We start from the raw sequence: 26,715 nt of genomic DNA on the forward strand, positions 1-26,715 counted from the left end.
AAAGAAAAATGCCGCGCGGCATAAAAGATGCCCGCGGCATTTTTGTCATATAAACGGCTCAGCGCGTCAAGCCGAACGGCGTCGCAAGGCGCACGAAGGCACGTCCGCAGCCGCACGGCTCGTCAAGCCGCATGACCGCCTGTCCCGTGCGATAGCGTATGAGCGGCATCGCCTCTGCAGCGAGCATCGTGACGACAAGCTCACCCATGCGTCCAGGCTCGTGAATGACTTTCGCGCCACTGAACTCAATGAGCTCCGTGTAGCAGTAATCCTCCTGCACATGATGCCCCTGCCCCTTGCCGCACGGATAAAAAAGGCCCGCCGTTCCCAGCTCCGTCGAAGCGAAGAGGTCATGCACCTCAGTCTGCAGCCGATCCGAGATATGGCGTCTCATCGGATTCGAGATCGCCTCGTTCAGACAGACGACCGTCTTGATCGGCAAGGTCGACGGCTCGATGTTTTTCATCTGCGCGTGCACGATGAGCTGCATGACGAGCGGCTGGCTCGCCAAGAGCGTATCCATACCCGTCAGGCGCACGAGTTCGACCGCCGACTGCATGTCCTCGCCGAGCAGCACGGTCGTCGCGCCGATCACCTCCGCCGCCATCTGCAAATCGAGCAGCCGTCCGTCCGACATGTCGCCGAGAATGCCGACGACAGAAGCGCGATAGACGCCCGTCGCTGCGAGAGCACGCGTCAACATGTCGACGTTTCTCGCAATGTCGCCGTTCGTATACATCTTGACGACAGCGCCCGTATGATTGCGGCAACTGATGCGCAGGACACCACTCAAAGGAAGCGTGAGGAAATCGAACGGCGATGTCGCGAGGATGTCGGGCAGAGAAGTGAACGGCAATTTCTCGATGTCTTCCAGCTTCTCAATCTGCGACGCGCAGCCGTTTGCAAACTTCGTGCGGTAAAAGGCGCTCTTCTCACTCGCCCAAGAAACCGCCTTCTTCAGGCGCACAAGCTGCAAATCCCGCAAATCATCACGGCTCATGCACTCGATCTTCTCGTTTGCAAACACCTGCCCCGCCCCCTTTCCTCAAAGATGCCGCCTCGCTCACGCCAGCGGTCTCTGATAAAAGAAAGGCTGGTAACTTGTGTAGCCGATCTTGCGGAAATTCAAAATTGCCTCCGTCGCGCCGACGAAGAGGATGCCTCCGGGCTTCAGTGCGCGGAAGAAGTTCGTGTAGAGGTCGAACTTCGCTTCCTCCGTGAAATAGATGACAACGTTGCGGCAGAGAATCAGATCGAAGCCCGTCTCAAAGGGATCCTTCAAAAGGTTGTGACGCTTGAACTCGATGAGCTTCTTGATGTCCTCATGCACGGCAAACGTACCGTCGCTTCCCTTCGTGAAATATTTGTTGAGGCGCGGACTCTCGACGCACTTGAGCTCGTTGTCCGTGTAGACGCCCCTCTTCGCCTTGGCAATGATCTCGACGTCGAGATCCGTCGCGAGGATGCGATGCTGCTTGCCCGGCGTCATCTCTTTCAAGATCATCGCCAGAGAATACGGCTCAGCGCCAATGGAGCAGCCCGCGCTCCAGATATTGAGCTTGGGCGAGCGCGTCAACAAATCGGGAATGACGTCCGTCTCAAGCTTCGAGAACTTCTCCGGCGTGCGGAAGAACTCCGAGACGTTGATCGTCAGATATTCGATGAAGGCGTCAAACTCCGTCTTGTCCTGCGTCGCCATATCGAAATACTTCGTATACGAATCGTAGCCCTTGCGCGTCACAAGACTGCCGATACGCCGCTTCATCTGCGGCTCCTTGTAGAGATCAAGGTCGATCTCCGCCTTCGCCTTGAGCTTCCGCTTGAATGCGCCCCAATCCTGATCGTCCAACATATTCCTTTTACCTCCTGCCGGCGGGGACATCGCGTACGCCGCCGCCTCTCATTTCGTTCTGCGAAAAGTGCCAAGCCGCTTTTCAAAGCGAGATGACACACCTTACTCTTTTTAATTCTACACAAAGGGAAAGAATCCTGTTTTTTCTCATGAACGCGCTAAAAGGCTGCTGCACTGAGCAGCAGCCCATGATGACCCTCAGCCTACTTGATCTCTATGCTGTTCTTTTTGATGTCCTCAACGCCGAGCTTCGGCAGGACAACCTTGAGGATGCCATTCTCCATCGAAGCCGCACTTTCCTCCCACTTGATGCCGTCGACGGCGAAGGAACGCTCGAAGCGACCCGTGCGGCGCTCGCGCATCAGATACTTCAAGTGGTTCTCGCGCTCAGGAACTTCCACGGCAATCGTCAGATACTTGTCGTCCTCGTAGGTCAGAGAGACGTCTTCCTTGAGGACGCCGGGCAGTTCCGCTTCAATCTCATAGTAATTTTCTTCATCGAGGATGTCGCAGCGAAAAGAAGCGAGCGCCCCCGTCACCTTGCCAATGGGATTGAGCGGCTGCTCCATGATGAAGTCCACCACGCGCTCCACCGTATCGCGCGTCTTCTCCGCATTGTTTCGGAAATTGAAAGGTATGCTGCGAATCATGACGTTTTCCTCCGATCAACACTCACGTCCTATTCTCATTTCTTATATTATACGGTGTTTTGCTAAAAAATTCAAGCGACGGACAAGGTTGTCGAGGAAAAATCAAGAGGTCAGCTTCATGTGGCGGCGCAGCAGATAGAGAAAGTACGGCGTACCGATAAATGCCGTCATGATGCCCACGCGGATCTCCATGCCTTGAAGCAGGATGCGCCCCAAGGAGTCGCAGACGACGAGGAATATGCCGCCGGCCAGGAGGCTTGCAGGCAGCAGCTTCCGATGGTCAGGGCCGATCAGGAGGCGCATCATGTGCGGCACGACGAGTCCGACGAAGCCGATGTTGCCGCTGATGCAGACGCCCGCCGCCGTCGTCAGCGACGCGAGCGCCAGAAAGAGCAGGCGGAAGAAGGTCACGGGCATGCCTGCGGCACGCGCCTCGACCTCGCCGAATGCGAGGAGGTTCAGATGGCGTGAGAGGAGCAGCATGAGAAAGGCGCCGCCGCTGATCGGCGCGATTCCCAGAAGGACGTGATCCCAGCGGCGATAGTCGAGGCCGCCGATCGTCCAGAAAAGGTACTGCTGCATCTTCTGCTCGTTCATGACCGTGAGAATCGCCGCCGTGCACGCGCCGAGGAACATGCCGACGACGACGCCCGAGAGCAGGAGCGTCATGACAGGAATGCGCCCGTGGCGCATGGAAAGCGACACGGTAAGCCCCACGGCGAGCATGGAGCCCGTGAAGGCGAAAGCAGGCAGCGAAAAGACGCTGACAGCGGAGACGCCGAGCGCGATGGCGAGCACAGCTCCGACGGAAGCGCCGCTCGATACGCCGATGATGCCGGGATCGGCGAGCGGGTTGCTGAAGATGCCCTGCAGCACTGCACCGGAGATGCCCAGCCCCGCCCCCACCATGAGGCCGACGAGCGTGCGCGGCAGACGGATGTGCCAGAGCACCGCCTGCTGCTCGGGCGTAACCGTGACATCGGAAAAGAATGGAAGACCCGCCGCATGGGAGAAAGCTGCGAGCACGCACTCCATTGAGATGTCGTACTGCCCTGAGCTCATCGACAGGACGACGGCGAAGCCGACGAGGCACAGCAGAAGAAGCCAAAAGAAGAGGCTTCTCTTCTCGTAATTCTTTTTCATGACGCTGCCTCCTCCCTTCCCAAGATGACCTGCAGGAGATGTGATTTCCTGCCTGCACCCTTCTCCGCCTCCGTGAAGACCTCAGCATGATTCGTCAGCGGATTCTCCACGACTTTGATGGGCGCACCGTAGGCGCGTGTCAGAAGCTCTGCCGTCAGCACCTCGCGCGGCAGACCGTCGGCGAGGAGCGCACCGCGTCCGATGAGCAGGAGGCGCGAGCAGAAGCGTGCGGCGAGGGAAAGCTCATGCGCGACGAGCACGACGGTCTTGCCCGCGGCACAAAGTTCGCGGCAAAAACGGAAGATTTCCTCCTGATAGATGATGTCCAGTCCCGTTGCCGGCTCATCGAGAAAGAGCACGGGCGTCTGCTGCGCGAGCACCTTGGCGAGCAGCACGCGCTGGCGCTGTCCGCCCGACATGGCCTGAAGCGGCTTCTCCGCCAGTTCCGCGACGCCCGTGTACGCCATGCACGCCTCAGCGATGGCGATATCGTGCGCCTGCTCCTGCCGCCACCACGAGAGATACGGATAGCGTCCCGAGAGCACGACCTCGCGCGCCGAGTAATCGAACGTCATCTCCAGATGCTGCTGCAGATAAGCGGCGCTCTTCGCAAACTCCTTCGCCGGCAAATCGCCGATTCTCTGTCCCATGACAGAGATCTCGCCCGCGAGCGGCGCCAAGATGCCGCGCATCGTCTTCAAAAGCGTGCTCTTGCCCGCGCCGTTCGGCCCGATGAGACCGACCATCTCGCCCGCTGCAATGCCGAACGAGACGTTCTCCAAGATCACCTGCCGCTCATAGCCCGCATAAAGGCCCGCAACCCGTATCATTTCCTGCAAATTCCACCGCTCCTTTGCTCGGAAAGCACGGATAAATCCACTTACCCTTCTTCACACATTCGGGCGGCTTTATTTATCCGTGCTTCCTTTATGACATCTATAACATCCATTGTCGTCGCAGAATGTGACCGTTCCAGAGCTGCTCCTCGATGAAGCGCGAGCCGCGCAGTCCCATGAACGGCGCATCCGTCAGCTGAATGCGGTCGAGCACAGGACTGGCGACGGGCAGGAACTGCGCGTGCTGCGGCGCGACCTGCGCCGCTTCGTTGCTGCTCGCGAGCAGCAGCCCGTTCTTCATGGAGGTGAGGAACTGCGCCAGCTCCGCCGTACGCGTTTCAGAAAAAACCTCGTCGGCGATCCCAGTGGCATCTGCCGCTTCCGCTGCCTCCGCCGCCACAGCGAGGCAGCGCACGTCCGCCCACTCCGTGCGCAAGGCTCTTGCCAACCCCCAGGCCATGGAGGATGGCGCACGCACGAGCGCCTCGTCGAACCAAAGCTCGCCCCACATGCTCTTTATTTCGTTCAGGCGCAGAAAATCTTCCTTTTCCACACGCGAAAGTTCTTCCTGTACCTCCTTTTCGCGCGGCGCAGGCAAAGCGCCTGCGATCTCTTCGAGCCAATGCCGCGTGCCCGCCCTGCCGTAAGGCGGCAGCGGTGCGACAAAGGGCGTGCCGCTGCGCTCCGCGAGCATCTCTGCCGGAGCGAGTCCCAACTCCCTGTGCACGACGATGTTGAGCGCGGCGGCGGGCAGATGCTGCAGCTCCTCCGCCGTCTCGCCGCAGCCGAGGACGGCGTTCACTTCATAGCCCGCCAGATGCAAAAGGCGCACGAGTTCTCGCGCGTCGTTCGCCCCGTTGCAGTAGCTCGCCGTCATGCCGAGAAGGTTCACGCCATGCGGCTTCTCCTCCTTCTTTTCAGGCAGAAGCGCCTCGATTGCCGCACATGCAGCCTTGCTCCAGCCTGCGGCGAAGCTGCCCGCAAGGCCGCTGCTGTCGACGGCGACGACGGGCGCTGCAATGCCCGCCGACCGCGCGATGGCGGCTACATCGTCGCCGATCAGTCCTGCGGCGCAGCTGCTGACGATGGCCAAAAGGCGCGGCGGCTCAGCGATATAGGGCTGCAGGGCTTCCAGCAGATAGTCCTCCGCGCCGAAGACGATGGCATCGTTGTCGAGCTGCGTGCAGCCTGTGCGTCGCACGGCATCGCTCACGCCATGCTCGACGTGGCGCAGCGCGAAGTAATGACACCACATGGGGCCGTTGACGATGACGGCGGCGTCTTGCCAGGCGGCAAAAAATGCCATCGCGCCCGCGAGCGCACAGCTGTCCGTCCAAGCGCAGACATCATCGAAACGCCTTTCCTGCTCAGCCATAGATCAGACCTCCCCGGCTTTCGTGACGACAGACGATATGAACCATATCGCGCAGGAGCTTCTTTTCCATCGACCAGCCGACGGATGGCATGAGCGCGAGGAAGATCTGCCGCAGCCTTGCGTTGGTAAGCTCGTGCGTCGTCAGGACGAAATCCGCCGCTTTGAAAAGCGCCTCCGCCTCGCGGCTTCCCTCATGGGCGATCGGCGCATCCGTCAGACGCGCGACCTCTTCTTCCATGACCTCGCGCCGCCCGGGCAGGAACGAATCAAGGAGGACGACGCCCGCCAGTTCTACGCCCGCCTTCTTCAGAAGGCGCATGATGATCTTCGGCTGAAACCAGTCGAGGTCGCGCCCGATGGCGAATGTCACGCGCCTTTCTGCGAGAGTCGGCCGCACCTCGTCCACGGCGCGTTGAAACGCCGCTTCTTCCGCGCGAATCGCTTCTTCCGCTTCCCTTTCCCTGCCGCAAAGCCTGCCGACCGCACGCAGCCACTCCTTCGTTTCCTCCGAGCCGACCGCATAGACATCGGCAAGGTACGGCGTGCCGAAACGCTCATGAATGTGCCGCGCCAAGTCGACGAGAAGCGCCTGCTTCTCGTCGCTTCGCCGCCCGAGCACGATGAGAAGCTCCGCTGCCGGCACGACATCCATCTCAGACAGGGCGAGATACGACGGAAACTGCCCCTCGACGCGCAGGGAAAGAAACCCGAGCAAGCGGCACAATTCCTTCACGTACTCGCCGTGGACGCCGCCGCAGTCGCCGAGCAGCACGACGCTTCCCGCACGGCGCTCTGCCGGCTTCATGAAGCGATCGACGAGCACGCGTGCAGCGTCAAGGTAGCCTGCATAATACTCGCCGTCAAGAAAGCCGTGCGCCGAGACGGCGCTGACGGGCAGGCCAAGCTCTTGCTCCATCTCCTCAGCCACGGCGCACGTATCGTCGCCGATGACGCCGCTCACACAGGAATTGGCGATAAATATCGCTTGCGGCTGATATTTTTCTGCGGCGAAGCGTATGCACTCGCGCAGACGACCCTCGCCGCCAAAAATCGCCTCTGCGTCCGACAACGAGCTTGTCAGAAGCGGCACAGGCGAGAGGCGCACCTTCGTTCCCGCCGCACGAAGGCGATGGAAACTTCCCACATCCATGCCATGGGCGATGTGAGCGCACGGACGCGGGCTGTGGAAGATGACGAGAGCGCCGCGCACGAAGGAAAGCGCACGCCAGACGCCCGGCATGCTGCAGCTGCAATTCGTGCGGCGCATCACCACACGTTTCGCTTCAGTTCCCATAGCTTTCCACCAGATCTTCCAACTCTTCAAATGCCATCGGCTTGGGGATGACGAGATCCGCATTTCCCTCAATCGCCGCCGCAAGTTCTTCGTAAACCTTCGCCTGTGCGGAATCCGGCGCGTAGGCGATGAGCGTCTGCCGATGGATCTCCGCCTCGTGTACGGCGGCAGAGCGCGGGATGTAGGCGATGAGCTTTGTGCCGAGGCGTGCGGCAAAGGCTTCCAAAAGCTCCTTCTCGCGTGCGACATCGCGCCCGTTGCCGATGATGCCGCCGAGCTTCACGACGCCTCGCGCAGCGAAGCGGCGCACGCCCTTGGCGATGTTGTTCGCCGCGTAGAGCGACATGAGCTCCCCCGAGGAAACGATGTAGATTTCCTCGGCATAGCCCTCTCGTATCGGCACGGCGAAACCACCGCAGACGACGTCGCCGAGTACATCGTAGATGGCGACATCGACATCGTCAAACGCATGGAGCGCCTTGAGCCTTTCGAGCGCCACGATGATGCCGCGCCCCGCGCATCCGACGCCCGGCTCGGGGCCGCCCGCCTCAATGCAGCGCACACCGCCGTATCCCTCATGCGCGATTTCTGCAAGAGAGAGTGCCGCGCCCTTCTTGCTGCGCTCCGCATCGAGCACAGTGAGCGGCGCAATGCGCCCCAGGAGAAGCCGCGTCGAATCGTTCTTCGGGTCGCAGCCGATCTGACAGACCTTCTTTCCCCCGCGCGAAAACGCCGCCGATACATTGGCGGCAGTCGTCGATTTGCCGATGCCGCCCTTGCCGTAAAACGCAATCTTTTTCAATCTCAAAGCCGCCTTTCTTTACATCTTTACTCCACCGCCGAGAGAAATTCCTGCCGCGATTGGCGAAAAGCGTCACCGTAAAGAATCCATGCCGTTTCCTGCACGCCGAAGACGATGTTCTGTGAAAGATTGTAGACGTAACGCGCCCACGGATGGCCGATCTGCTTTTCCCGCACGGCTGTCATCTGCTGAAGAGACGGATCTTCCATGTACTGCCTGCCGTAATTCTCTTCACGCGTTTCTGCGTCTTCGTAACTCGGAAGGAAGATGTAGTCGGGATTCGCCGCGACGAGCTGCTCCTTCGTCATCTCCTGTCCCATGCGGTTTCCTGCGGCGGCCTTTGCGTTGATCGACGCCGTATGGCTGCAAAGCTCATCGAAGGTGCAGCCGGCGCCGCCGTAGTTGGGCATGATGGAGATGAGCGCGATGCTCTTGTGCTTCTTTTCCTCGGGAACATCCTTCATCTTCTCTTCGATCTCCGCGAGTTTTTCCTCCATCTTCGCGATCAGTCGTTCGCCGCGCTCCTTCTCATCGACGGCTGCTGCAAAGAGGCGGATGTTGGCATGGATGTCCTCCATCGTCGCCGCCGCACGGCAGACGACGACCGGCACGCCAAGCTCGCGCATGGCATCAGCGTTCTCGCGGGGAAGCCACGGCGTGACGATAATGAGGTCGGGCGAGAGCGCGGCGACCTGCTCGACAGACGGACTGCGCGTGATGACCGTGGGAATTTTCCCGCGCACCCACGGCACATTCGTATGCTTCTCGTCCGCGAGCGAGTCGTTGACTGCCGCCATGCGCTCCGGCTCGACAAGACCGAGCATCATTTCATCCGTGCCCGCGCTGATCGTCAAGATGCGCCGGGGCTTATGCGGAATCTCGACGACAGTTCCCTCCGCATCGGTCACACGGTACGCGCTCGACGCCTCCTCCTTTTCGCCCATGCAGCCCGTCAGAAAGAGCGCAAAAAGGAGCGCGGCGCATGCGACGACTGCTGCAAATCGCGGATACTTCTTTGCCTTATACAATTTGTTCCGCCCTCTCTTCCAAATCGCCCTCGATGGAGAGGAACAGCTCGCGCAATTCCTCCTTCGTCTCCTCACGCGCTTTCCACAAGCCGCGCTGCTCCGCCTCTAGCAGCGTTTCCGCCATGCGGTGCAGCGCCCAGGGGTTGACCTCCTGCAGCCACTCCTGCATCGACGCGTCGAGCACATACTTGCGCGCATATCCTTCGTACATCCAATCCTCCATGACGGCGCTCGTCGCATCCCATTGATAGCTGTGCGCGAGATAATTCGCAAGGTCGGAAGCTCCCTTGTAGCCATGCTCCTTCATGCCCTCGATGAATTTCGGATTCATCGCCTCGCCGCGGAACAGCCGCTCGGCTTCTGCGGCGACGGTGCGCACGACGATGCGCTGACGGTCGCTCGTATCGCCGCTGTAGGAACGCGGCGCCTTGCCCGTGAGCGCACGCACAGTGGCAATCATGCCGCCGTGGTAGGCGTTGTAATCGTCCGAGCTGAACATGTGCGTCTCGCGCGTGTCCTCGTTCTTGACCGTGACATCAAGCTCCTTCATGCGCCGCTGGAAAAGCTCGGGATCGTAGCCGCGCGCCACGCTGTCCGCGCCGTACGCCGTGCCCGAAAAGCGCGTGTAGACGGCCGCGAGATCGTCGAGCGTCTGCCATGCCTTCGACTCCAAAAGGTCGCCGACGCCCGCGCCGTAAGCGCCCGGCGGGTCGCCGAAGATACGGCACGAGGCGCGTTCCCAAGCGAGAGCATGCTCTTCGCCCTGCTCTTCGAGCCATGCCGTGTCCGCGAGGATGTGCTTGCGCACGAAGTTTTCATCTGCGCTCTCATCCTGCGCTGCTGCAAGCTTCACAGCCTCGTCGACCCAGCGGATGGCGTTCGGCACGGCATCGCGGAAGAGACCGCTGATGCGCGCCGTCACGTCGATGCGCGGCCGCTTGAGCTTGGCGAGAGGGATGACCTCAAGCCCGACGACGCGCTGCGACGGTCTCTGCCAGACGGGGCGCACGCCCATGAGGTAGAACAGCTCGGCTATGCACTGTCCATGACTGCGCATGTTTGAGCCTGCCCAGAAGACGATGCCGACCGCCTCCGGGTAGCGTCCCTCCTCGCTGATATACTGCTCGACGAGCGCATCGCCCAGTTCCTTGCCGTACTCCCACGCCGCGGGCGTCGGCAGACAGCGCGGATCGAGTCCGTAGAAGTTGCGTCCCGTCGGCAGGACGTCTGCGCCGTTCGTCGTCGGCGCTCCCGCCGGCCCCGGCTCGATGTAGCCGCCCGAAAGAGCGCGGAGCGTGCCCGTCAACTCCTCCTCCGTGCGCAGGAGACGCGGCACGATCTTCTCCGTAACTTCGCCGAGCGCCGCCAGAAGTCCTTCCCTGCCCGCTGCACTGTACGAGGCGAACGGTTCCAAAGCCAACGCTTCTCTCGCCGCCTGCGGCATGTAGGCGCGCGCGGCGAGGCGCACGAGAAGCAGGCGCATGAGGTCTTCCACCGCATCGAGCTTTCTGCCGTACGTCATGCCGTCCTCCGTCATGCGTTCGCTATGCTCCAAAAGCTCTTCGTAATCGTAGCCCTCTTCCTTGGCGATGAGACGCAGGAGCGACGGCTCGCCGCCATGCTCGACGCGCACGAGCGCGAGCACGAGGTCTAAGAGTTTTTCAGCTTCCGGAACTTGCCCGAGGATATGAAGTCCCGTGCGGATCTGCATGTTCTTGATGTCCGTCACATAATTGTGCAGAGCAGCGACATAGGCGTCGAAGTCCTCGCCTTCCTCGATGGAATCCTCGAAATGGCAGAGCGCCGCCTTCTCGCGCACGATTTCCTGTACCGCTGTCAGATTGTCAGGCTGAGCCGCACGGAAATGAACGTACTCGTCGAGCGCCTGCTCAAGCTCCTGCAGCTCGTCGAAAGCGCCCGCGAGCTGCATCGGCGGCGAAAGATGGCTGATGAGGCACGCTGCGCCGCGCCTTTTTGCCTGTATGCCCTCGCCTACAATCGTGATCCAGTAGGGATATACGTCGGGCAGATCGCCAAGCGAGACGTCGGGATAGCATTCGTTCGAGAGCGCCGTACTCTTGCCCGGCAGCCACTCCAACGAGCCGTGCGTGCCGACGTGGACGACGGCGTCCGCCTGCCACAGATCGCGCAGCCAATGATAAAAGCCGATGTAGTGATGTGTGGGCGCGGCGTCCGGCGAATGCAGCAGCTTGCCCGGATCCTCGCCGAAGCCGCGCGGCGGCTGCACCGTAAGAAAGATATTGCCGTTGAGCGTGCCGGGCACGAGCAGCGTGCCGTCGTAGTTGAACACCTCGCCCGGCGCTTCGCCCCAATCCTTTCTCAGATGTTCCTTGACCTTTTGCGGCAGCTCCTTGAAGAATCTTTCATACTGCGCCGCCGTAAGCTGTCCGTCGGCATTCTTTACCCGCTCTTCACTCATGAAGCGGCGGTCATTCGTCGCGTGATTCGTAAAAATATCCATGAGCTCTTGGCTGCTCTCCGGCACGAAATCGACGCGATAGCACGCCTCACGCATCCTCGCGAGGAGGCGGCGCACGCTCTCTGGCGAGTCAAGCCCCGCCGCACTGCCGATGTTCGCATTCGTCGGCGGATAGTTGTGAAAGACGATGGCTATCTTCTTCTCGCCGTTCGCCTTATGGCGCAGATTCGCCCACTTCTTCGCCTTTCGCGCCAGACGCTCCATGCGCTCCTCAAGCGGCGCATAGCGAGGCGTTCCCGTCTCATCGAGCACCTTCGCCGCAATCGGCACGGCATGAAGGACGCCGTCGAACTCCGGCATACAGACGCTGAAGGACACCTCCATCGGGTCGAGACCCGCAGGCGACCTTTCCCATTCTTCCTTGGGCGCAAGCACCGTATACGCCTCAAGAAGCGGCACGCCGAGCGCATAGAGGTCTTCTATGCGCGTACCGCCCGCTTTGATGGAAAACTTCATCGTCGTGATGATGGCGTCAACGACGGTCTTCCCGTCGCGACAGAAGTATCGCTTCATGGCGTCAAAGAGCGTCGGCGACTCCACGCGCTCGTCGCGATAGGAATTGGAAAAGACTGCGACGGCATTGAGTCCCTGCGCCTCTATCGCACGAATCAATGCCGTGTGATAGGTGAAGTCCCCCGCAATCCACTCCGAACGATAGAAGATGACGCCGATCGTCCGCCGGCCGTCACGGCAATGCGCGGCACGATATCCCTCAATGTCCTGGCAATCGCCATGCCAATCGGGATGGTATATGCCGTGCCAAGGCAGCGCGCGCGGCGGCTCCGGCTCAGCAGAAAGTCCGAACTTTTTGGCAAGATGCAGCAGGAAATTTTTCATATTCTTCTCACCGTCGCAGCGGAAATACTGCCAGGCGAGAGCGATTTCCTCTGCCGAGAAGTCATAGCTGACCTTGTCATGCTCGGCATTGTCCACGAGAATCAAATGCGGCGCACGGCTCTTCTGCAAAGTGCGCGACGCCTGCTGCAGGAAGGGATTGTCCAGCCCCGTGCCCATCCACAGGAACAGTGTGACATCAGCCTTCTCCTGCGCCTCGCGCCACGAATCCATGCCATCCGCTAGGCGGACGGCAATCGCCAGCGAGGGAACTGCCGACACGCACGCTTCCTGCACGCGATGGACGAGCGCAAAGACGCGCTGAATATTCGTATAGACTGCGATCTTCATTTTGCTGCACCTCTCGTGTTCACTGGTTCATGCATCATCTGCATCCGTTTGCTTCCGAAACTGTCCGAGCCGCACGCTCGACGACGGCACGCACGAGAAGCATCGCAAGGGACTCCATATAGCCTTCCTGCATGAGTACGCCCTCCTGCGTCTTCAGACGAAGCGCTGTTGCCATCTCTTTCAGCAGCTTTTCGGCTGCTTCCCAAGTCTCCCCTTTTTCCAACAGTCCCCAGAGATGCTCATCATAAAGATGGATGAAGAGCACGCCCAAGGGGAAGAGCGCCGGCACAGCAATCATTTTTTCCAAAGCTGCGATGAATTGCGCCTTAATTAAGGCATCGTCGCCCACCTCTTCCTTATATCGCTGCCACAGCGTTTCTTCCGTGACGCCGAAGCGGCGCAAGCGGCGCAGCAGATCGTGCTGCTGCGCGGGCGTAAGCCCCGACTGCTTCTTGAGCGCTTCCTTGACCGCCGCCATGACGGCGAGACCGATGAGCTCGCCGAGCTTGGAATGTTTTCCTGCGCCCTCGAAGAAGAGCGGCGACTCGCTGTTGGCGACGACGATCGTCTGATCCGTGCCCGAACCCGTGGCGAGTCCTGTGGAATAGCGGCTCGGCGCCATGAGTTCCTGCAGCGCCGCCGTCTTCGCCTCCGTGCAGGTCACGAGAGCACGCGCAAGGATGCCGGGCGGCAGATCGGCGTCGATGACGAGCATGATGTTGATCGTGCCGCATTTCTTCTCCGCCGTCTTGTAGTAAGATGCAGGATCGCCGACACGCCCGCCGTTCGTTTCCACGCCGCCCGTTACGATCGCCGTCACGGTCAGTTCCTTGTAGCTTCGCGACACGATGGAAGCGTTTTCCATGTGCGCCGCCGTCCCCATGCCCGAGGTCAATTTCGGTGCAAGACCGAGCCGCTCCGCAACGATCTTCATGCTCTCGACGTACGTCGGTGCAAAGGACTCGCAGGGCATTCCCGATCCCTGCGTCATATCGCGGTTGAACACCGCCTCAAAATCCTCATGGTAGCCGCCATTGTAAAGCGAAGTGCTGAGTACCTTGCGTGGCCCGCTGAAAACCAGCACGATGCTCTTGTCATAGCGATAAGCGATGTCGCCCGTCGTCAGTCTTGCCAATTCCATCTGCTCTTGCCCCTCCATCACGCACCATCACGCTTGCATATCGCGAAAACGCCGCACGACTTCCAATACGCCTTCGGCACAAAGGCGCTCCAGCGTGGCGTAGCCGGCATTCATGCGCTGCGCAATCTCAGGCGCCAGTCCCACCTTCGGAAAGTTCTTCTCCGTATCGAGCACGATGCAGTGCGCGTCTCTTCGCGCGATCTCCTCCGCTGCGCGCAGCGCCTCCTCCTTCGCCTTCCCCGCTGCAGAAACATTCGTCCTGCCGTCTGTCACGAGCACGAGCACCGTCTCCGCGCCTTCCTTGCGACCGAGCTCATCCATCATCTTGAGCGCGGCGGCAAGTCCCTCCGCGAGCGGCGTCTTGCCGCCCGTCGGCAAAGAGCGCAGCGCCTTTTCCGCCAGCTCCACGCTTCGCGTCATCGGCAAGAGCGTTTCGGCGCTCGTGCGCCGAAACGCAATCAGTCCCACGCGGTCACGCTTTTGGTATGCTTCACGCAGGAGGGCGAGCACCGCGCCCTTCACCATCTTCATGCGCTCCTTCGCGCCCATGGAGCCGCTCGCATCGACGAGGAAGAGGATGTTCGCGGCGGCACGACGCGCCCGAATCCAGACGCGCAGATCCTCGCCGCGTATGACGACGGCCTGCTCGCCATGCCGCTGGCGCTGATAGGGCGCCGCCGCGCGAAGCGTAGCGGCAAAGGCGAGGTCGATGCACCGTCCGCGGCGCGGCAGCGATGTGCGCCAAGGACGTCCCGCCGGCACGTCAAGCTGCACGATTGCGCGTCTGCCGCTCTTGCCCTTCCTCCCGCACACCGCCTTGCGCAGGAGAGAAAGCCGCGCCATAACCGCTTCTATGGAGTGCGTCTCATCTCTATCTTCGCCGCCCGAATCGCCATCCGCAGGCGACGCCTGCTCCTCGTCGGTCTGCGCCTCTTTTTCCTGCGATTCTCCTCTATCATCTTCCTGCTCTTTCGATTCGCCGCCCGTCGCATCTCTCGTCAAAACATCGTCCGGGCGCTCCTCCTGCGGCGCATCATCCACCTCATCTTCCGACTCTTCCCGCGACTCAGCTTGCTGTTCCTGCAGCTGTTCCTGTTCCTGCGGCTCTTTCTGCTGTCCGCTTCTTTCTTCGCGCTGCTCCTTTTTTCGGCTCATGCGATGCGCGAGCACGAAGAGAGCCGCCTCCTCGATGTCCTGCGGCATCACATAGATGCGCCCGGCGAACGCCGCCAAGGCGCGTGCCGCTTCCACGAGATAGATTTCGGCACGATTTCCCACGCAAAGGGCGCGTGCGGCATACTGTGCAGCGAGATGCAGGATGGCACGGGAAACTTCCACAGCAGGAAGCATCTCTCGCGCTCGTGCCGCCTTCTGCTGCAGCTCGGCTTCCTGCTGCGCATACATGCGGCAGAAAGCTTTTGGCGCACGCTCAAAGGCGAGCACGCGCCGCGCGATCTCAGCACGCTGCTCCGTCTCTTCCACATCATCCATCGCTGCGAACATGCCGAAGCTGTCGAGCAGCACGGGCGAGAGCACGCCTTCTGCGGGATCCATCGTCCCGACAGGGATGCAACTTATCTCCTCGACCGCTGATATGCCGTCGCGTTCCAAGGAAAACATCCCCGCCGACGCGCTCTCTAAGACAGACTTCAAGACTTCCTCGCGCAGGAGGTTCACCTCGTCCATGTAAATGAGCGTATGCGCCGCACGATGCAGGAGTCCATGGCGCAGACGACGCTCGCCGTTCCGCACGGCCGCATCCACATCGAGGCTGCCGAAGACCATATCGTCCGTCGCGCCGAGCGGCAGTTCGACGAGACTCCCCGTCGGCGTGAACGGCGCTGCCGCACGCACGAGGACAGATTTCGCCGTGCCGCGGTTGCCTGAAATGAGCAAGCCGCCCGTGCGCGGATTCACGAGCGCGAGAAGAAGCGCCCTCTTCGCCTGCTCCTGACCGACGACAGCGGTAAACGGATAGCGCGGATATTCCATGCCCATCTCCTCAAGCCAGTATATCATCCACAGCAGACCAGTCGACCTCGCCCTCCTCGAAGGGGCGGCGGCGCAGACGATGCGCGAGCACGAGGCGGCTGACGGCCTTCATATCTTCCTTTTCGACCTCCGTGCGCCTCGAGAAGGCGGCATTCGCCATCGCCGCCTTGATGAGCGTAATGTCGGCGCGGTGTCCGTCGACGCCGAGCGCGAGCGAGATGTGCGCCGCCTTTTCCAGCATTCTATCTGCCACGGCGACGCTTTTGAGGAGAGAGCGCGCCCTTTCGATTCGCTCGCGCAATGCCTCCTGCTGCTCCCTGTAGGACGCTGCAAAGTCCTCCGCATCCTGCTCATAAGCGATGCGCCTCTTCACCACCTCGATGCGATCCTTCGCCTCGCGCTCACCCGTCACCGTCACCGAAAGGGCGAAGCGGTCGAGCAGCTGCGGGCGTATGTCGCCCTCTTCGGGATTCATCGTGCCCACGAGCACAAAGCGTGCCGGATGTGCATAGGAAATGCCCTCGCGCTCCACCGTATTGACGCCCATCGCCGCTGAATCGAGCAGGATGTCAACGATGTGATCGTCGAGCAAATTGATTTCATCGACATAGAGAATGCTGCGGTTTGCCTCCGCGAGGATGCCCGCCTCAAACTCCTTCCTGCCATGCCGGATCGCCGCCTCTATATCGAGCGTGCCCACGACGCGATCCTCCGTCGCACTGACGGGAAGCTCCACGACGCGCATGGGGACGCTCTCCTCCTTCATGCGTGCGCCCGCCGCAGCCTTCCTGCGGCAATCGTCGCAGAAAAACTCCGGCGCCGCAGGGTCACAGCGGCATGCACAGCCCGCCACCGCCCGCATGGCGGGCAGCAGTCCGGCAGCGGCGCGGACGGCGGTCGACTTCGCCGTCCCCTTCTCGCCCTTAATCAGCACGCCGCCTAAGGACGGCATGACGATATTGAGCAAAAGCGCCTTCTTCATCTCTTCCTGCCCCACGATGGCAGAAAAGGGATACGTCTTTTTCATCATGCAGGTTTTCCCTTTCTCCGAATTTTGGAATCTATCTTTCGGCACATTCACTCATCGACTGCCGAAATATGCGCATCATCAGGCAGATAAAATTCATCGCCATAAACCCTGTAGGCGATTTCCTGCACGCCGTAGACAAAGTCCTGCGAACAGTTGTAGAGGAAGGACGAGCGGGGCTTCACAAGGCTGTGAGTTTTGAGCGCCTTGAGCGTCTGAAGAGCCGGATCTTCCGTATAGCTGCGAATGAACTCATCGAGCCATGCCTGCCCCTTCCATGGATAATCGGGCAAAAACAGTATGTCGGGATTGATCGATAGAATCACCTCCTTCGTCACTTCCTGCCCATTGCGCAGTCCGTAGGCGGAAACACCGTTGATGACGCCCGCATAGTGACAGGCGTCGTCGAAGCTCGATCCCTTGCCGCCGTATGTGGGCATGAGCGAGAGGAACACGACGCTCTTCCTCTTCTCCTGTGGAATGGCGTCGACCTTCGTCTTGATCTCCGCCAGCTTTTCATCCATCTTCTTGAGCAAGATTTCACCCCTTCTCTTCTCCCCGATGGTTTCCGTCGCAAGGCGCACGAGATCCTTGACCTCTGCGAGATTATGCGGGCCTCTGCCGATGACGACTTTCAGTCCTGCATCGCGCAGCGGATCGGCAAGTTCCATATACTGCCAATCTGCAACAAGAACCACGTCGGGATGAAGGGAGACGATGTATTCTACGCTCGGCTGATGTATCGTCTCAGGTATTTGCGAAGCGAGCTCCACCATATTGGAATTGACGGATTCCTTCATGCTCGAATGAACGGCGACAAGCCTTTCAGGCGGCACGACGCTGAGAACGATCTGATCCAAGGTCGCCGACAAAGTGACGATGCGCTGCGGCGGAGTGTCGAAATGTATCGTGCGCCCCGTGATGTCCGTCACCGAATACGATGTCGAAGAATTCGCAGACGGCTCCTCCACATTCTTTTCGCCGCCGCACGATGTTGTCAGAAAAAGCAGCAAAACGACGACAACGAGGAGCGACGATTGCATGAAGACCTTACTCCGCACGATACCCTTCCTTTCCGAAAACTGCCGATGCTGCAGCCCTCTTCAACGCACATTCCGCCGCGCACGGCTCTTCTTGTTCCATTCCCAGCCAGCGCGCGAAGCAGCCGCCTCCGCAGGCGGCAAAATCGTGACATCGTCGGCAAAAATCCATGCTCCGCTGCATCTTGGCAGATACTTCCTGCAGACGACGCAAATTCACGCCCTGCATAACATTGCCTAGGAAGAAGCGCTTATCGCCGATGAAAGAGGAGCAAGCGTAGATGCCGCCATCGACGTCGACGTGGACGCCTTCGCCGTTCATCGCATAGCAGTGAGAAAAATCGCTCCCGCCGCGCCCTGCGATGTCTCTCGCCTGCTCCTCCTGCGATATGGCGAGACGACGCCCCGTCAAGCGATAAAGTGCATCGCGCCGAGCAAAAACCTCGCGCATCGCCGCCGCCATATCGCTTTCTCGCGGCAAAGCGGCGTTCGTGCCGCGCCCCTGCGCACGCAGGAGGTCGAAACCGACGCGATGCACATTGCCAAAGTAATAGGCCATATCGACGATATCGGTCAGGCTGTAAACATTCTCCGCCGTCACGACGCACGTCAGTCCGATGCCGACGCCGCGCCGCGCAAGGCGCTCGATGCCCGCCGCCACGTCAGCGGCAGAACCTCTGCCGTCCGAATATTGCCTTTGGCGATCATGCACTGCCGACCTGCCATCGAGGCTCACGCCGATGCCCATGTTGGAATCGCATAGGATATTCACCGCCTCTTCCGTCAGCAGCGTGCCGTTCGTCTGAACAGCCATGTGCGCCTCGATGCGATGATCGCGCACATAGGCGGCGATACGTGCAAGGAGCGGCAATGCAAGCAGAGGTTCGCCGCCCGAAAACTGCAGGAGAAACGGCTCCCCGCAGGAGGCAGCCAGATCGACAGCCCGCCGCGCCGTTTCCCATGCCATCGTGTGCCTCGCCTGACCGCTTGCATAGCAATAGCGACAGGCGAGGTTGCAGTCTCCCGTCAGGCTCAGCACCAGCATCTTCAGCCCCATCGCCGCCCCTTTCCGGCACGTTTGCACATCAAGCATCAATTTCCTGCACTCGCGCCGCCTTCATCGGCAAAACGCTCAGGATAAACGGTCTTTGCCAGCACATAGACGGCTTCGACGGCATTTTGCGAGGCGCTGTAGCGGTACGTATCGGGCACGCAGTAGAGACGGTTCTCGCGCACCGCCTTTACATGCTTGAACAACGGGTCATTGCGCAGCTTCTCACGGAATTCTTCCGTCTTTTCCCCCTCGGCGCTCCATGACGGCAGCAGGAACACGTCGGGGTCGAGCGCGACGACCTGCTCCATGGAGATGCTGTTGTCCTTCGTGAGACCCGCCATCGCTGCGCCGTTTCTGAGCGCGGCATGGCGGCACATATCGTCGAAGAGGTCGTCGCGCCGCCCGAAGACGCCGCTGAAAGCGAAAGCGACGACAATCGGCCTCTCGTCTTCGGGAATGTCCGCCGTGCGCCGCGTCACATCCGCCAAGCGCTCATGCAGCCTTCCAGTCAAGGCCGCCGCTTCCTCTTCCCTGCCGATCACCTTGCCGATGGACTCGATGCGTGGAAAAACCGCCTCGATACTCTTGGGCGTTTTGGAAACAAAGACCGTCAGGCCCAGATCGCGCATACTCGCCACGAGTTCCTTCGGCACGCTGTCCGTCGTGAGCACAAGGTCGGGATGCTGTGCGAGCACGCGCTCGGGACTCTTGTCGTGCAGCTTGACAGGTACGGCTTTCGCCGCCTCTGCCATGCACGAAAGCCCCGCATCATCCACGTAGGATGAAAGCGCCGCAATCTGTTCAGGTGGCGCGAGCGCGAGCAAAATTTCATCCGTGCCGAGATTGAGCGAGACGATGCGCTGCGGCTTCTCATGCAGCACGATCTCCGTGCCCATATCGTCTGTGCCGCAAAAGAAATCGCCCGCTTCTTCCTCCACCGCCGTTCCCCCGCGCGCACATGCGCAGAGGAGGACGGTGACAGCGAGAAGGAGCGCCGGCACCACGCCGCGCCGCCATGCGTCAGAACGTATGCGCATAGGTCAGGCGGAAGTTCAGAGGCAAATCGAGGTTGCCGTAGCGGTTCGAATAGTTCTCGCGATCGAGGAGATTGTAGATACCAAGCGTCACCGTATCATTCTTGCCGGCTGTATAGATAACATTCATATTAAGCTGCAGCTTATCCGGCACATCTTGTGCTGCCCCATATCTTTGAGCCGTATATTCACGATCTCCAAGATATTTGAGGTTCAAATTTCCCTGCCATTTTTTCATCTTATAATCAACACGTACGAGTCCTTCGACGCGTCCTGCATCCTGTACCCAGCCTTTACTTCCCGAAGGATCCTTGATTTCAGGATTGGAGAATCCTGCACCAAGGCTAAAGCTCCATGTATCATTGAAGCGTTTCGTATATTCGATTTCAAATCCCGTATTGCGAAAATCGCCCTTGTTCACTGCGTAACTTTGCTGCGTAGCCGGATTCAGAGCCCAGCCAATCTTATTCTTCATATCCATATGATAGACAGCAGCTTTCCACAGATCATTGCCACGCCTAATCTTAATGCCGGTTTCATACGTCCAGCCGCTCTCAGGCTTAAGACCTGTCGGATTGAAATTCTTATACCGGAAGCTATCATCTACCGTCGGCATCTGAAATGCTTTGCCAACATTGATGTACCATGCTGTATTGCGATCGAATTGATAATTCGTCTGGAATTGCGGCATAAAGACGCTTTGATCCTTCTCGGGATCATTGATCCATTCACCACGCAGTCCGAGTGTGAAATTGAAACGTGGCGTGAATTGCTTGCTGTATGAAGCATAAAGCGCATTTCCCGTGCGCACAGCCGTACGCTCTTTCGCCGGCGTATCGATGCCCTCACGCTTATAAGAATAGCCCAAAACCAGCGAATCTTTTCCAATCTTCCAGTTCTTTTGCAAGTCGAAAATCTGACCATCCATCGTTGCGTTGCTGTCATTTTTTTGATTTTTGATATAGTCATACCCATCTACCTGACGATAGTTATAACCAAGAACAGCGTGGATGCCATTTTCTTTCCCTTGGTAAACCAGACTAGCTGTATGGCGGCGATCATTATAGCGATAATTATATTTCACCCCCGTAGGAACAAGAGTATTTCCTGACTTCCTGTACTGGATTCCCCCGCGGGTAATATCACCTTCCATATAGTTGTAGTTCAGAGATATTTCTTCGGTCAGTTGTGCGATGAGTCCCACACGGCTTTTCTTTCCCTTGCCGACCCACCAATCAACCCATGAGATCTTATCAATGCCAAAGCCGTTGGAATGCGATAGATCCTTTGACCACTCACGACTCACATCGACGATGATACGATCTCCCATATAGGTTGCTTCACTTTTCTTGAAATAATTTCCAACCGTTTGATTTATTTGAAATTCTGGTTCTCCCTCCTTCGGCTTCTTCAAAATGATATTGATAACACCGCCCATAGCCTCGCCGCCGTAGAGTGTAGATGCAGCTCCCTTGACGATCTCGATGCGCTCGACCATCGCGGCGGGTATATTTTCAGTACTCGGGTAATTCTTGAGATTCATCGGCACGCCGTTGACCATGACGAGCGTGCCCCTGTCATAGCCGCGCAATGTGATGCGTCCGGCCGCAAAACCGAAATCCTGCCCTGTCTCGCCGAAGGACGTGCTCGTCGAGCCGATCTGCTGGTCGATCGCCTCAAATACGTTGCGATAGCCCGCTTTTTCAATATCCTTCGCTGTGATGATCGTCGTCGTCGCGGGCGTATCAAGATCGCTCTTCCACCTGCGCTGCGCCGTCACGAGCGTATCAGGCAAATCATGGCCACCGCTTTCTGCAGTTTCCGCACTTTGTTCCTGCACCTGCGTCGTTTTCGCTGCCGCCTTTCCTGCCGCCGCATTTTCCGCCGCATACGCCTCGCCCGATAGGCTCATGCCCGCGATTGCCGCAAGCACCGCCCACGTCAGATGTCTCTTGCCTTTCATCTACATCACCCTTTCCAAAAATAAAGCGCCCCTCCTGCAAGGCAGAAAAGGCGCATAAGGGCGACGCAAAAAAATCCCGGCAGTTTCGCCGGGAGGATTATGTTCGTGCAGCCGAAGAAACGCCAAACGGCGCTTCCTTAATCCCCTTCCCATCACTCGCAGGTCAAATGGCGATTGTCCATCAGGCAGTTCTCCTGGCTCCAGCTCATCGCTCCCTGCGCCTTCCCAAGGCATTCGCCCCAGTGACATTCCTTGCAGGGTTGCTCGCTGCTACAGTGGCGGGACCGCTCCGGCTTCTACCGAATTCCCTATTAAGTCTTGCGACACCTGATCCAACGATATGAAATTCCTATAAAAGAATAGCATTGATTTATTCCTATGTCAAGCATAGGAATTCGATAGGAATCATTCTCCTTGTAGAAATTCCCTATTCAACATAGTGACTGAAACTGCCGATGACGAGCGTCGGAAACTCCTTCTTGAGCCGTTCCAAAAACTCCCTAGCACCGACTGCCTCGCCCTGCGCCTCGGGCATGACTTCGAGGAAGGCATCGGGATCGACATTGAGGTTGCGCACCTGCACCATGTTGACTGGCAGCTCGCGAAAGAAGCTGCGCCACGCTTCAAGTTCTTCGGCGCGGTCGTTGAAGCCCGGAAAGAAGAGCATGTTGAGCGACACGTATACACCGTGCGAAAGCGCGTAGCGAATAGACTCCTTGACGTCAGCGAGCGTGTAATTGCTGCGGTAGTACGCCGCATAGCTCTCCTCGATGGCGCTGATGATGCTCACACGCATGGAATCAAGACCGGCATCGACGATCTTTCGGATGCCCTCGGTATAGCCGGCATTCGTGTTGATATTGATCTGCCCGCGCTTCGTCTCAGCACGAATCAGACGCTCGGCTGCCGCGATCGCATCCGCCGCAAGCGACGGCTCGCCCTCGCAGCCCTGCCCAAAACTCACGATGGCATCGGGTGCAGTCGACAGATGATAGACGCCGACCTGCGCGATTTCCTCGGGCGTCGGGTGGAACGTGATGCGGCTCTGCGGCGAGGGACAGCACTCGGCGGGCTGCAGGGAGATGCAGCCGAAGCAATTCGCGTTGCAGACAGGCGACGTCGGTATGCCCGCTTCCCAGCGACGGTAAAAGAGATTCTGCGCCGTGCAGCAATGCCACTTCAAGGAGCAGCCCGCCACCTGTTCGACGATGCGGTTGCCCGGCAGATCCTTTTCAACGCGGCGCACGAGTTTCTTTAGTTCGCGCGTGTTGTAGTATACGGGATCCCACTTCATATTCTCATCCGTATAGAGCGCCGCCGCATAAAGCTCATCCTTGTAGAGCACGACCGCTGTGTAGCCGTAGAGAGCGAGCCTTTCAGCCCCTTCCTCTCGCTGAAAGGCAGGCAGAAAGAGCCGCGTATAGCCCGCAGGCAGGATGGCAGCGACGGCGCGTCCTGCCAGAGGCAGCATCTCACCCGCCGCCGTCATTCCCATCGCCGCGCGCTCGGGCAGGAACATCAAGTCCGCCGACTCGGGCAGAGGAATGAGGTCGGCAGGCGCAAGCGGCACGAGTGTATCACCCGAGCGTCCCAATCCCGCGATACCCGGCGCATCGAAGATCGCCCCGTCCTCATCGGCATAGAGCGCACGTATTTCCGCCTTCATGCTTCGCCCTCCTGCCTCTCGGTCTGCGGTACAGCGCTGCCTTTCTCTGCGTTTTCCTTCTCATGCGCTTCCTGCTTTACCGCCTTCTTCTTGCGCGGGTTGTAGCGATTCATCGCCATGTCGATGCCATCCGTCACGATGCACTCGACGGCGGGCAATAAATAAGAAATCGCCTCTTGAATCTTCGGCGCGTCGTCTGCAGGAAAAGGCGCAAGCACATGTTTGACGACCGTCCAGCCGGGCAAAGGACGCCCGATGCCAATGCGCACACGCGAGAAGTCCTCCGAACCGATGTGCGCGAGAAGCGACTTGATACCGTTATGACCGCCCGCACTTCCCTTGCGCCGCAGACGGATCGTGCCTGCCGCGATGTCCATGTCGTCGTGCGCGACGATCAAATCCTCAGGAGTGAGCTTGTACCAATCGAGCAGAGGGCCTACCGCTCGTCCGCTTTCATTCATATAGGTCAAAGGCTTGACGAGCAGCACCTTCTGTGCGCCGATGCGCCCTTCGGCTGTAAGCGCATTGAACTTCTCACGCCAAGCATCGACACCAAGTCTTTCAGCCAAGGCGTCGACAAGCATAAAGCCGACATTGTGCTTCGTACGTGCATACTCCGCCCCGGGATTTCCGAGACCGGCAATGATCTTCATCGTATTCCTCCGAACGTTTCTAAACACTCGCCGCAAAACGCTGCGGCAAGTCCGCTATCACGATTCTACCGCACGAAATGCGCCTTGTCAAAATAAAGCCTTTGCACCTACGCGAAAAACAGGTAGAATGAAATGAGATTCTTCACCATACAAGGAGGCAAAACCATGAACCATCTGGAAGAGGCAAAACTTCTGCGACAAGAGCCGGGCGGCCGTCACTACAACTGCGCGCAGTCGCTCCTCGTTCCCTTCGCCGCCGAAATCGGCATGGAAAAGGAAGCAGCCGACGCTCTCGGCGTGTTCTTCGGCGCGGGCATGATGCACGGCTCCGCCTGCGGCACATTGACCGCCGCGCTGATGATCCTCGGCAAAGCGGGCAAGAACAAGGAAACGGCGAAGAAGCTTGTTGACGACTTCCTCGCCGCCCACGGCACGACGGACTGCCGATGTCTTCTCGCCGCCGCAGAAGAAAAAGGCATTGCACGCAAAGAAAACTGTGACGGACTTGTTTTTGACATGTGCCAAAAGCTTGCGGCACTTCTGACTGAAACAAAGTGACCCTATGCCGCTCATCCGTATCACAGCGCAGCACCATGACCAGAGGAGACTTCGATGGCAAAAAGACCGCAGGAAAACATCTTGAAAAACATAGAAACTCTCGACGAGATCGCCGAGCCTCTCTTGCGCTGGTTTCATAGCGAAAAACGCGCACTGCCGTGGCGTGAGGAGCCTACGCCGTACCGCGTGTGGGTGTCCGAGATCATGCTGCAGCAGACGCGCGTCGAGGCGGTCAAACCGTACTTCGAACGCTTCGTCGCCGCGCTGCCCGACGTACGCGCTCTCGCCCGAGCCGACGAAGACACTCTGATGAAGCTCTGGGAAGGTCTCGGCTACTACAGCCGCGCGCGCCACCTGCAATCTGCCGCGCGTCTCATCTGCAGCGACCATGGCTGCAAGATTCCCGCGCGCTTCGACGACCTGCTCACTTTGCCCGGCATCGGCCGCTACACAGCAGGCGCCGTCGCCTCCATCGCCTTCGGCGAGCGCCGTCCTGCCGTCGACGGCAACGTGCTGCGTGTCATCATGCGCCTCCTCGCCTGCCCAGCCGACATCTTAAAGGAGAGCACGAAACGCGCTGTCGAGGAAGCACTGATCGCGCGTCTGCCCAAAAATGTTGGAGACTTCAACCAAGCCTTGATGGAGCTCGGCGCCCTCATCTGTCTGCCGCGCGGCGCCGCACGCTGTCCCTCCTGTCCTCTTGAACGCCTATGCCTCGCCAAGGAAGCCAATCTGCAGGCGGAATTGCCCCAAAAAACGCCGCCCAAAAGGCGGCGCACGGAAAAACTCACGATCTTCCTGCTGGCGAAAAACGATAAAATCGCCCTCAAAAAGCGTCCCTCACAAGGACTTCTCGCGGGGCTTTGGGGTTTCCCCGCCATGGAAGGACACCTCAAAAAGAAAGAAGCGGAGGAGGCGCTACAAGCCATCGGCCTTATCCCCGCAAAACTCCACGCGCTCCCCGCCGCACAGCACATCTTCTCCCATATCACATGGCAAATGGTCGGCTGGCACGTCGAACTGGCGGAAACGTCGAGCGATGAACCATCCGCTGCGACGAAATCCTCGCCTGCTTCAACCGAAGCCGTCGAGTCCAATGCACGCCCTGCCTCCCTGTGCCTCCACGAAGCCACCGCTCCCTACGATGCTCAGACAAAAACGCCACCGCTTCTCTGGGCGACGGCACAGGAAATCGCCGACATTTACAGCGTGCCTGCCGCCTACCGCAGCTACTTTCCTTATCTTCAAGCACCGGACGGGGCGTCGTCCTGATTATTTCGGCAAAACATCCTGCTTTCGCGGCTCTACAATATTTACCAGCAGCTGATTCAGCCGGCTGCACAGCTCCGCCTCATTCCGTACAAGACAGTCCGCCACAGAAAGGACGCTCTGCGCCGGCTCATGCGTCAATCCCGAGGCGATGGCAATGTCCGCGGCACGCATCGCCTCCACATCGTTATGACCATCGCCAATGAAGACGACGCGATGCCCTGCGGCACGATATTTTTCAACGACGGTTTCTTTCTTTATGATATTCATAAGCTCTACTACTCGGTTGTTCTCTATCTTTCCCTCGGAGCAGTAGGCTTCGCAGCCAATTCGTGCGACGAGTTTCGCGACCCAGCACGAAAGATTTCCCGTAGCGATAGCGCAATGCGCACGATTCTTCCGAATGAACTTCACGATCGGCTCATGAAGTTCCACCCCCTCCAAAAGTGCATCAATCTCATCGATCGGCAGCTTCCCAAGAAGGAAGACGCGCCGAATGAATGATTCGACAAAAGGGACATGCCCCATGACTGTCTGCCGCGTAAGTTTTTCAATCTCTTCTTCCATCGAAAAATGTTTGGCAATAACAGGAAGCGTCTCTTCCTTCGTAATCGTTCCGTCGAGGTCGAAAATAAACTTTGTCATGACTCCGT

22 protein-coding genes and 1 riboswitch are annotated in these 26,715 nt (G+C 59.1%); of the genes, 2 read left to right on the forward strand and 20 right to left on the reverse strand.

The window, feature by feature from the left end; translation table 11 throughout:
* Positions 1-58: 58 nt before the first annotated feature.
* From OL236_RS05710 to pth, 19 genes are all read right to left on the reverse strand, one after another.
* Complete coding sequence (locus OL236_RS05710) at positions 59-1,027, reverse strand: phenylacetate--CoA ligase family protein (RefSeq protein WP_265071659.1); 969 nt, start codon at positions 1,025-1,027, stop codon at positions 59-61.
* A gap of 36 nt (positions 1,028-1,063) precedes the next feature.
* Positions 1,064-1,852, reverse strand: a complete 789-nt coding sequence (locus OL236_RS05715) for a CheR family methyltransferase (RefSeq protein WP_264919203.1) — start codon at positions 1,850-1,852, stop codon at positions 1,064-1,066.
* 203 nt (positions 1,853-2,055) lie between these two features.
* Entirely contained in the window at positions 2,056-2,502 is a 447-nt protein-coding gene (locus OL236_RS05720) for an Hsp20 family protein (RefSeq protein WP_006192295.1), read from the reverse strand.
* A gap of 102 nt (positions 2,503-2,604) precedes the next feature.
* On the reverse strand, positions 2,605-3,645 hold the full coding sequence (locus OL236_RS05725) for a FecCD family ABC transporter permease (protein ID WP_265071660.1): 1,041 nt from the start codon (positions 3,643-3,645) through the stop codon (positions 2,605-2,607).
* Complete coding sequence (locus tag OL236_RS05730; protein ID WP_006192292.1) at positions 3,642-4,475, reverse strand: ABC transporter ATP-binding protein; 834 nt, start codon at positions 4,473-4,475, stop codon at positions 3,642-3,644. The genes OL236_RS05725 and OL236_RS05730 overlap by 4 nt, the downstream gene beginning before the upstream one ends.
* A 106-nt stretch (positions 4,476-4,581) precedes the next feature.
* The gene (locus OL236_RS05735; RefSeq protein ID WP_265071661.1) at positions 4,582-5,856 is read right to left on the reverse strand and encodes a nitrogenase component 1; all 1,275 of its coding nucleotides are present in this window, start codon (positions 5,854-5,856) and stop codon (positions 4,582-4,584) included.
* Positions 5,849-7,150, reverse strand: a complete 1,302-nt coding sequence (locus OL236_RS05740) for a nitrogenase component 1 (protein WP_265071662.1) — start codon at positions 7,148-7,150, stop codon at positions 5,849-5,851. The genes OL236_RS05735 and OL236_RS05740 overlap by 8 nt, the downstream gene beginning before the upstream one ends.
* Positions 7,140-7,952, reverse strand: coding sequence for a nitrogenase iron protein NifH (locus tag OL236_RS05745; RefSeq protein ID WP_265071663.1), 813 nt, complete (start codon positions 7,950-7,952; stop codon positions 7,140-7,142). The genes OL236_RS05740 and OL236_RS05745 overlap by 11 nt, the downstream gene beginning before the upstream one ends.
* A gap of 26 nt (positions 7,953-7,978) precedes the next feature.
* On the reverse strand, positions 7,979-8,980 hold the full coding sequence (locus tag OL236_RS05750) for an ABC transporter substrate-binding protein (RefSeq protein ID WP_265071664.1): 1,002 nt from the start codon (positions 8,978-8,980) through the stop codon (positions 7,979-7,981).
* Positions 8,973-12,665 (reverse strand): cobaltochelatase subunit CobN, encoded by a 3,693-nt coding sequence (gene cobN / locus OL236_RS05755; RefSeq protein WP_265071665.1) that lies wholly within the window; start codon positions 12,663-12,665, stop codon positions 8,973-8,975. The genes OL236_RS05750 and cobN overlap by 8 nt, the downstream gene beginning before the upstream one ends.
* Positions 12,666-12,699: 34 nt before the next feature.
* Positions 12,700-13,806: an adenosylcobinamide amidohydrolase gene (locus OL236_RS05760; RefSeq protein ID WP_265071666.1), complete on the reverse strand. Its 1,107-nt coding sequence runs from the start codon at positions 13,804-13,806 to the stop codon at positions 12,700-12,702.
* Positions 13,807-13,833: 27 nt separating this feature from the next.
* Positions 13,834-15,798: a VWA domain-containing protein gene (locus OL236_RS05765; protein WP_265071794.1), complete on the reverse strand. Its 1,965-nt coding sequence runs from the start codon at positions 15,796-15,798 to the stop codon at positions 13,834-13,836.
* A 10-nt stretch (positions 15,799-15,808) separates the two neighbouring features.
* A complete protein-coding gene (locus tag OL236_RS05770; RefSeq protein ID WP_265071667.1) occupies positions 15,809-16,828 on the reverse strand; it encodes an ATP-binding protein in 1,020 nt (339 codons plus the stop codon).
* A gap of 47 nt (positions 16,829-16,875) precedes the next feature.
* On the reverse strand, positions 16,876-17,886 hold the full coding sequence (locus OL236_RS05775; protein ID WP_265071668.1) for an ABC transporter substrate-binding protein: 1,011 nt from the start codon (positions 17,884-17,886) through the stop codon (positions 16,876-16,878).
* Positions 17,876-18,922, reverse strand: a complete 1,047-nt coding sequence (locus tag OL236_RS05780) for a radical SAM/SPASM domain-containing protein (RefSeq protein ID WP_265071795.1) — start codon at positions 18,920-18,922, stop codon at positions 17,876-17,878. The genes OL236_RS05775 and OL236_RS05780 overlap by 11 nt, the downstream gene beginning before the upstream one ends.
* Positions 18,923-18,957: 35 nt before the next feature.
* Positions 18,958-19,956: an ABC transporter substrate-binding protein gene (locus OL236_RS05785; RefSeq protein WP_265071669.1), complete on the reverse strand. Its 999-nt coding sequence runs from the start codon at positions 19,954-19,956 to the stop codon at positions 18,958-18,960.
* Positions 19,940-21,916, reverse strand: coding sequence for a TonB-dependent receptor plug domain-containing protein (locus OL236_RS05790; protein WP_265071670.1), 1,977 nt, complete (start codon positions 21,914-21,916; stop codon positions 19,940-19,942). The genes OL236_RS05785 and OL236_RS05790 overlap by 17 nt, the downstream gene beginning before the upstream one ends.
* Positions 21,917-22,082: 166 nt before the next feature.
* A riboswitch (cobalamin riboswitch) is annotated at positions 22,083-22,262 on the reverse strand.
* Positions 22,263-22,343: 81 nt separating this feature from the next.
* A complete protein-coding gene (locus OL236_RS05795; protein WP_265071671.1) occupies positions 22,344-23,582 on the reverse strand; it encodes a radical SAM protein in 1,239 nt (412 codons plus the stop codon).
* Complete coding sequence (gene pth, locus OL236_RS05800) at positions 23,579-24,235, reverse strand: aminoacyl-tRNA hydrolase (protein WP_265071672.1); 657 nt, start codon at positions 24,233-24,235, stop codon at positions 23,579-23,581. Before pth ends, OL236_RS05795 begins: the two co-directional genes overlap by 4 nt.
* A 165-nt stretch (positions 24,236-24,400) precedes the next feature.
* Here pth and OL236_RS05805 point away from each other — a divergent pair, with 165 nt between their 5' ends.
* Together OL236_RS05805 and mutY are read left to right on the forward strand one after the other, a co-directional pair.
* A complete protein-coding gene (locus tag OL236_RS05805; RefSeq protein ID WP_265071673.1) occupies positions 24,401-24,793 on the forward strand; it encodes a C-GCAxxG-C-C family protein in 393 nt (130 codons plus the stop codon).
* 54 nt (positions 24,794-24,847) lie between these two features.
* A complete protein-coding gene (mutY, locus tag OL236_RS05810) occupies positions 24,848-26,065 on the forward strand; it encodes an A/G-specific adenine glycosylase (protein WP_265071674.1) in 1,218 nt (405 codons plus the stop codon).
* Here the strand turns inward: mutY and OL236_RS05815 are convergent, their stop codons facing one another.
* A complete protein-coding gene (locus tag OL236_RS05815; RefSeq protein WP_265071675.1) occupies positions 26,066-26,707 on the reverse strand; it encodes an HAD family hydrolase in 642 nt (213 codons plus the stop codon).
* Between the last annotated feature and the right edge of the window lie 8 nt (positions 26,708-26,715).

The sequence above is a fragment of the Selenomonas sputigena genome (assembly GCF_026015965.1).
Lineage (GTDB): Bacteria > Bacillota > Negativicutes > Selenomonadales > Selenomonadaceae > Selenomonas.

What these genes read in the sequence shown, in the direction of transcription:
- OL236_RS05720 (WP_006192295.1), bottom strand. Translation starts at nt 2,502, where the DNA reads ATGATTCGCAGCATACCTTTCAATTTCCGAAACAATGCGGAGAAGACG.
- OL236_RS05780 (WP_265071795.1), bottom strand. Translation starts at nt 18,922, where the DNA reads ATGGGGCTGAAGATGCTGGTGCTGAGCCTGACGGGAGACTGCAACCTC.
- OL236_RS05730 (WP_006192292.1), bottom strand. Translation starts at nt 4,475, where the DNA reads ATGATACGGGTTGCGGGCCTTTATGCGGGCTATGAGCGGCAGGTGATC.
- OL236_RS05795 (WP_265071671.1), bottom strand. Translation starts at nt 23,582, where the DNA reads ATGAAGGCGGAAATACGTGCGCTCTATGCCGATGAGGACGGGGCGATC.
- cobN (WP_265071665.1), bottom strand. Translation starts at nt 12,665, where the DNA reads ATGAAGATCGCAGTCTATACGAATATTCAGCGCGTCTTTGCGCTCGTC.
- mutY (WP_265071674.1), top strand. Translation starts at nt 24,848, where the DNA reads ATGGCAAAAAGACCGCAGGAAAACATCTTGAAAAACATAGAAACTCTC.
- OL236_RS05770 (WP_265071667.1), bottom strand. Translation starts at nt 16,828, where the DNA reads ATGATGAAAAAGACGTATCCCTTTTCTGCCATCGTGGGGCAGGAAGAG.
- OL236_RS05740 (WP_265071662.1), bottom strand. Translation starts at nt 7,150, where the DNA reads ATGGGAACTGAAGCGAAACGTGTGGTGATGCGCCGCACGAATTGCAGC.
- OL236_RS05715 (WP_264919203.1), bottom strand. Translation starts at nt 1,852, where the DNA reads ATGTTGGACGATCAGGATTGGGGCGCATTCAAGCGGAAGCTCAAGGCG.
- pth (WP_265071672.1), bottom strand. Translation starts at nt 24,235, where the DNA reads ATGAAGATCATTGCCGGTCTCGGAAATCCCGGGGCGGAGTATGCACGT.
- OL236_RS05790 (WP_265071670.1), bottom strand. Translation starts at nt 21,916, where the DNA reads ATGAAAGGCAAGAGACATCTGACGTGGGCGGTGCTTGCGGCAATCGCG.
- OL236_RS05805 (WP_265071673.1), top strand. Translation starts at nt 24,401, where the DNA reads ATGAACCATCTGGAAGAGGCAAAACTTCTGCGACAAGAGCCGGGCGGC.
- OL236_RS05815 (WP_265071675.1), bottom strand. Translation starts at nt 26,707, where the DNA reads ATGACAAAGTTTATTTTCGACCTCGACGGAACGATTACGAAGGAAGAG.
- OL236_RS05735 (WP_265071661.1), bottom strand. Translation starts at nt 5,856, where the DNA reads ATGGCTGAGCAGGAAAGGCGTTTCGATGATGTCTGCGCTTGGACGGAC.
- OL236_RS05725 (WP_265071660.1), bottom strand. Translation starts at nt 3,645, where the DNA reads ATGAAAAAGAATTACGAGAAGAGAAGCCTCTTCTTTTGGCTTCTTCTG.
- OL236_RS05760 (WP_265071666.1), bottom strand. Translation starts at nt 13,806, where the DNA reads ATGGAATTGGCAAGACTGACGACGGGCGACATCGCTTATCGCTATGAC.
- OL236_RS05785 (WP_265071669.1), bottom strand. Translation starts at nt 19,956, where the DNA reads ATGCGCATACGTTCTGACGCATGGCGGCGCGGCGTGGTGCCGGCGCTC.
- OL236_RS05765 (WP_265071794.1), bottom strand. Translation starts at nt 15,798, where the DNA reads ATGGAATATCCGCGCTATCCGTTTACCGCTGTCGTCGGTCAGGAGCAG.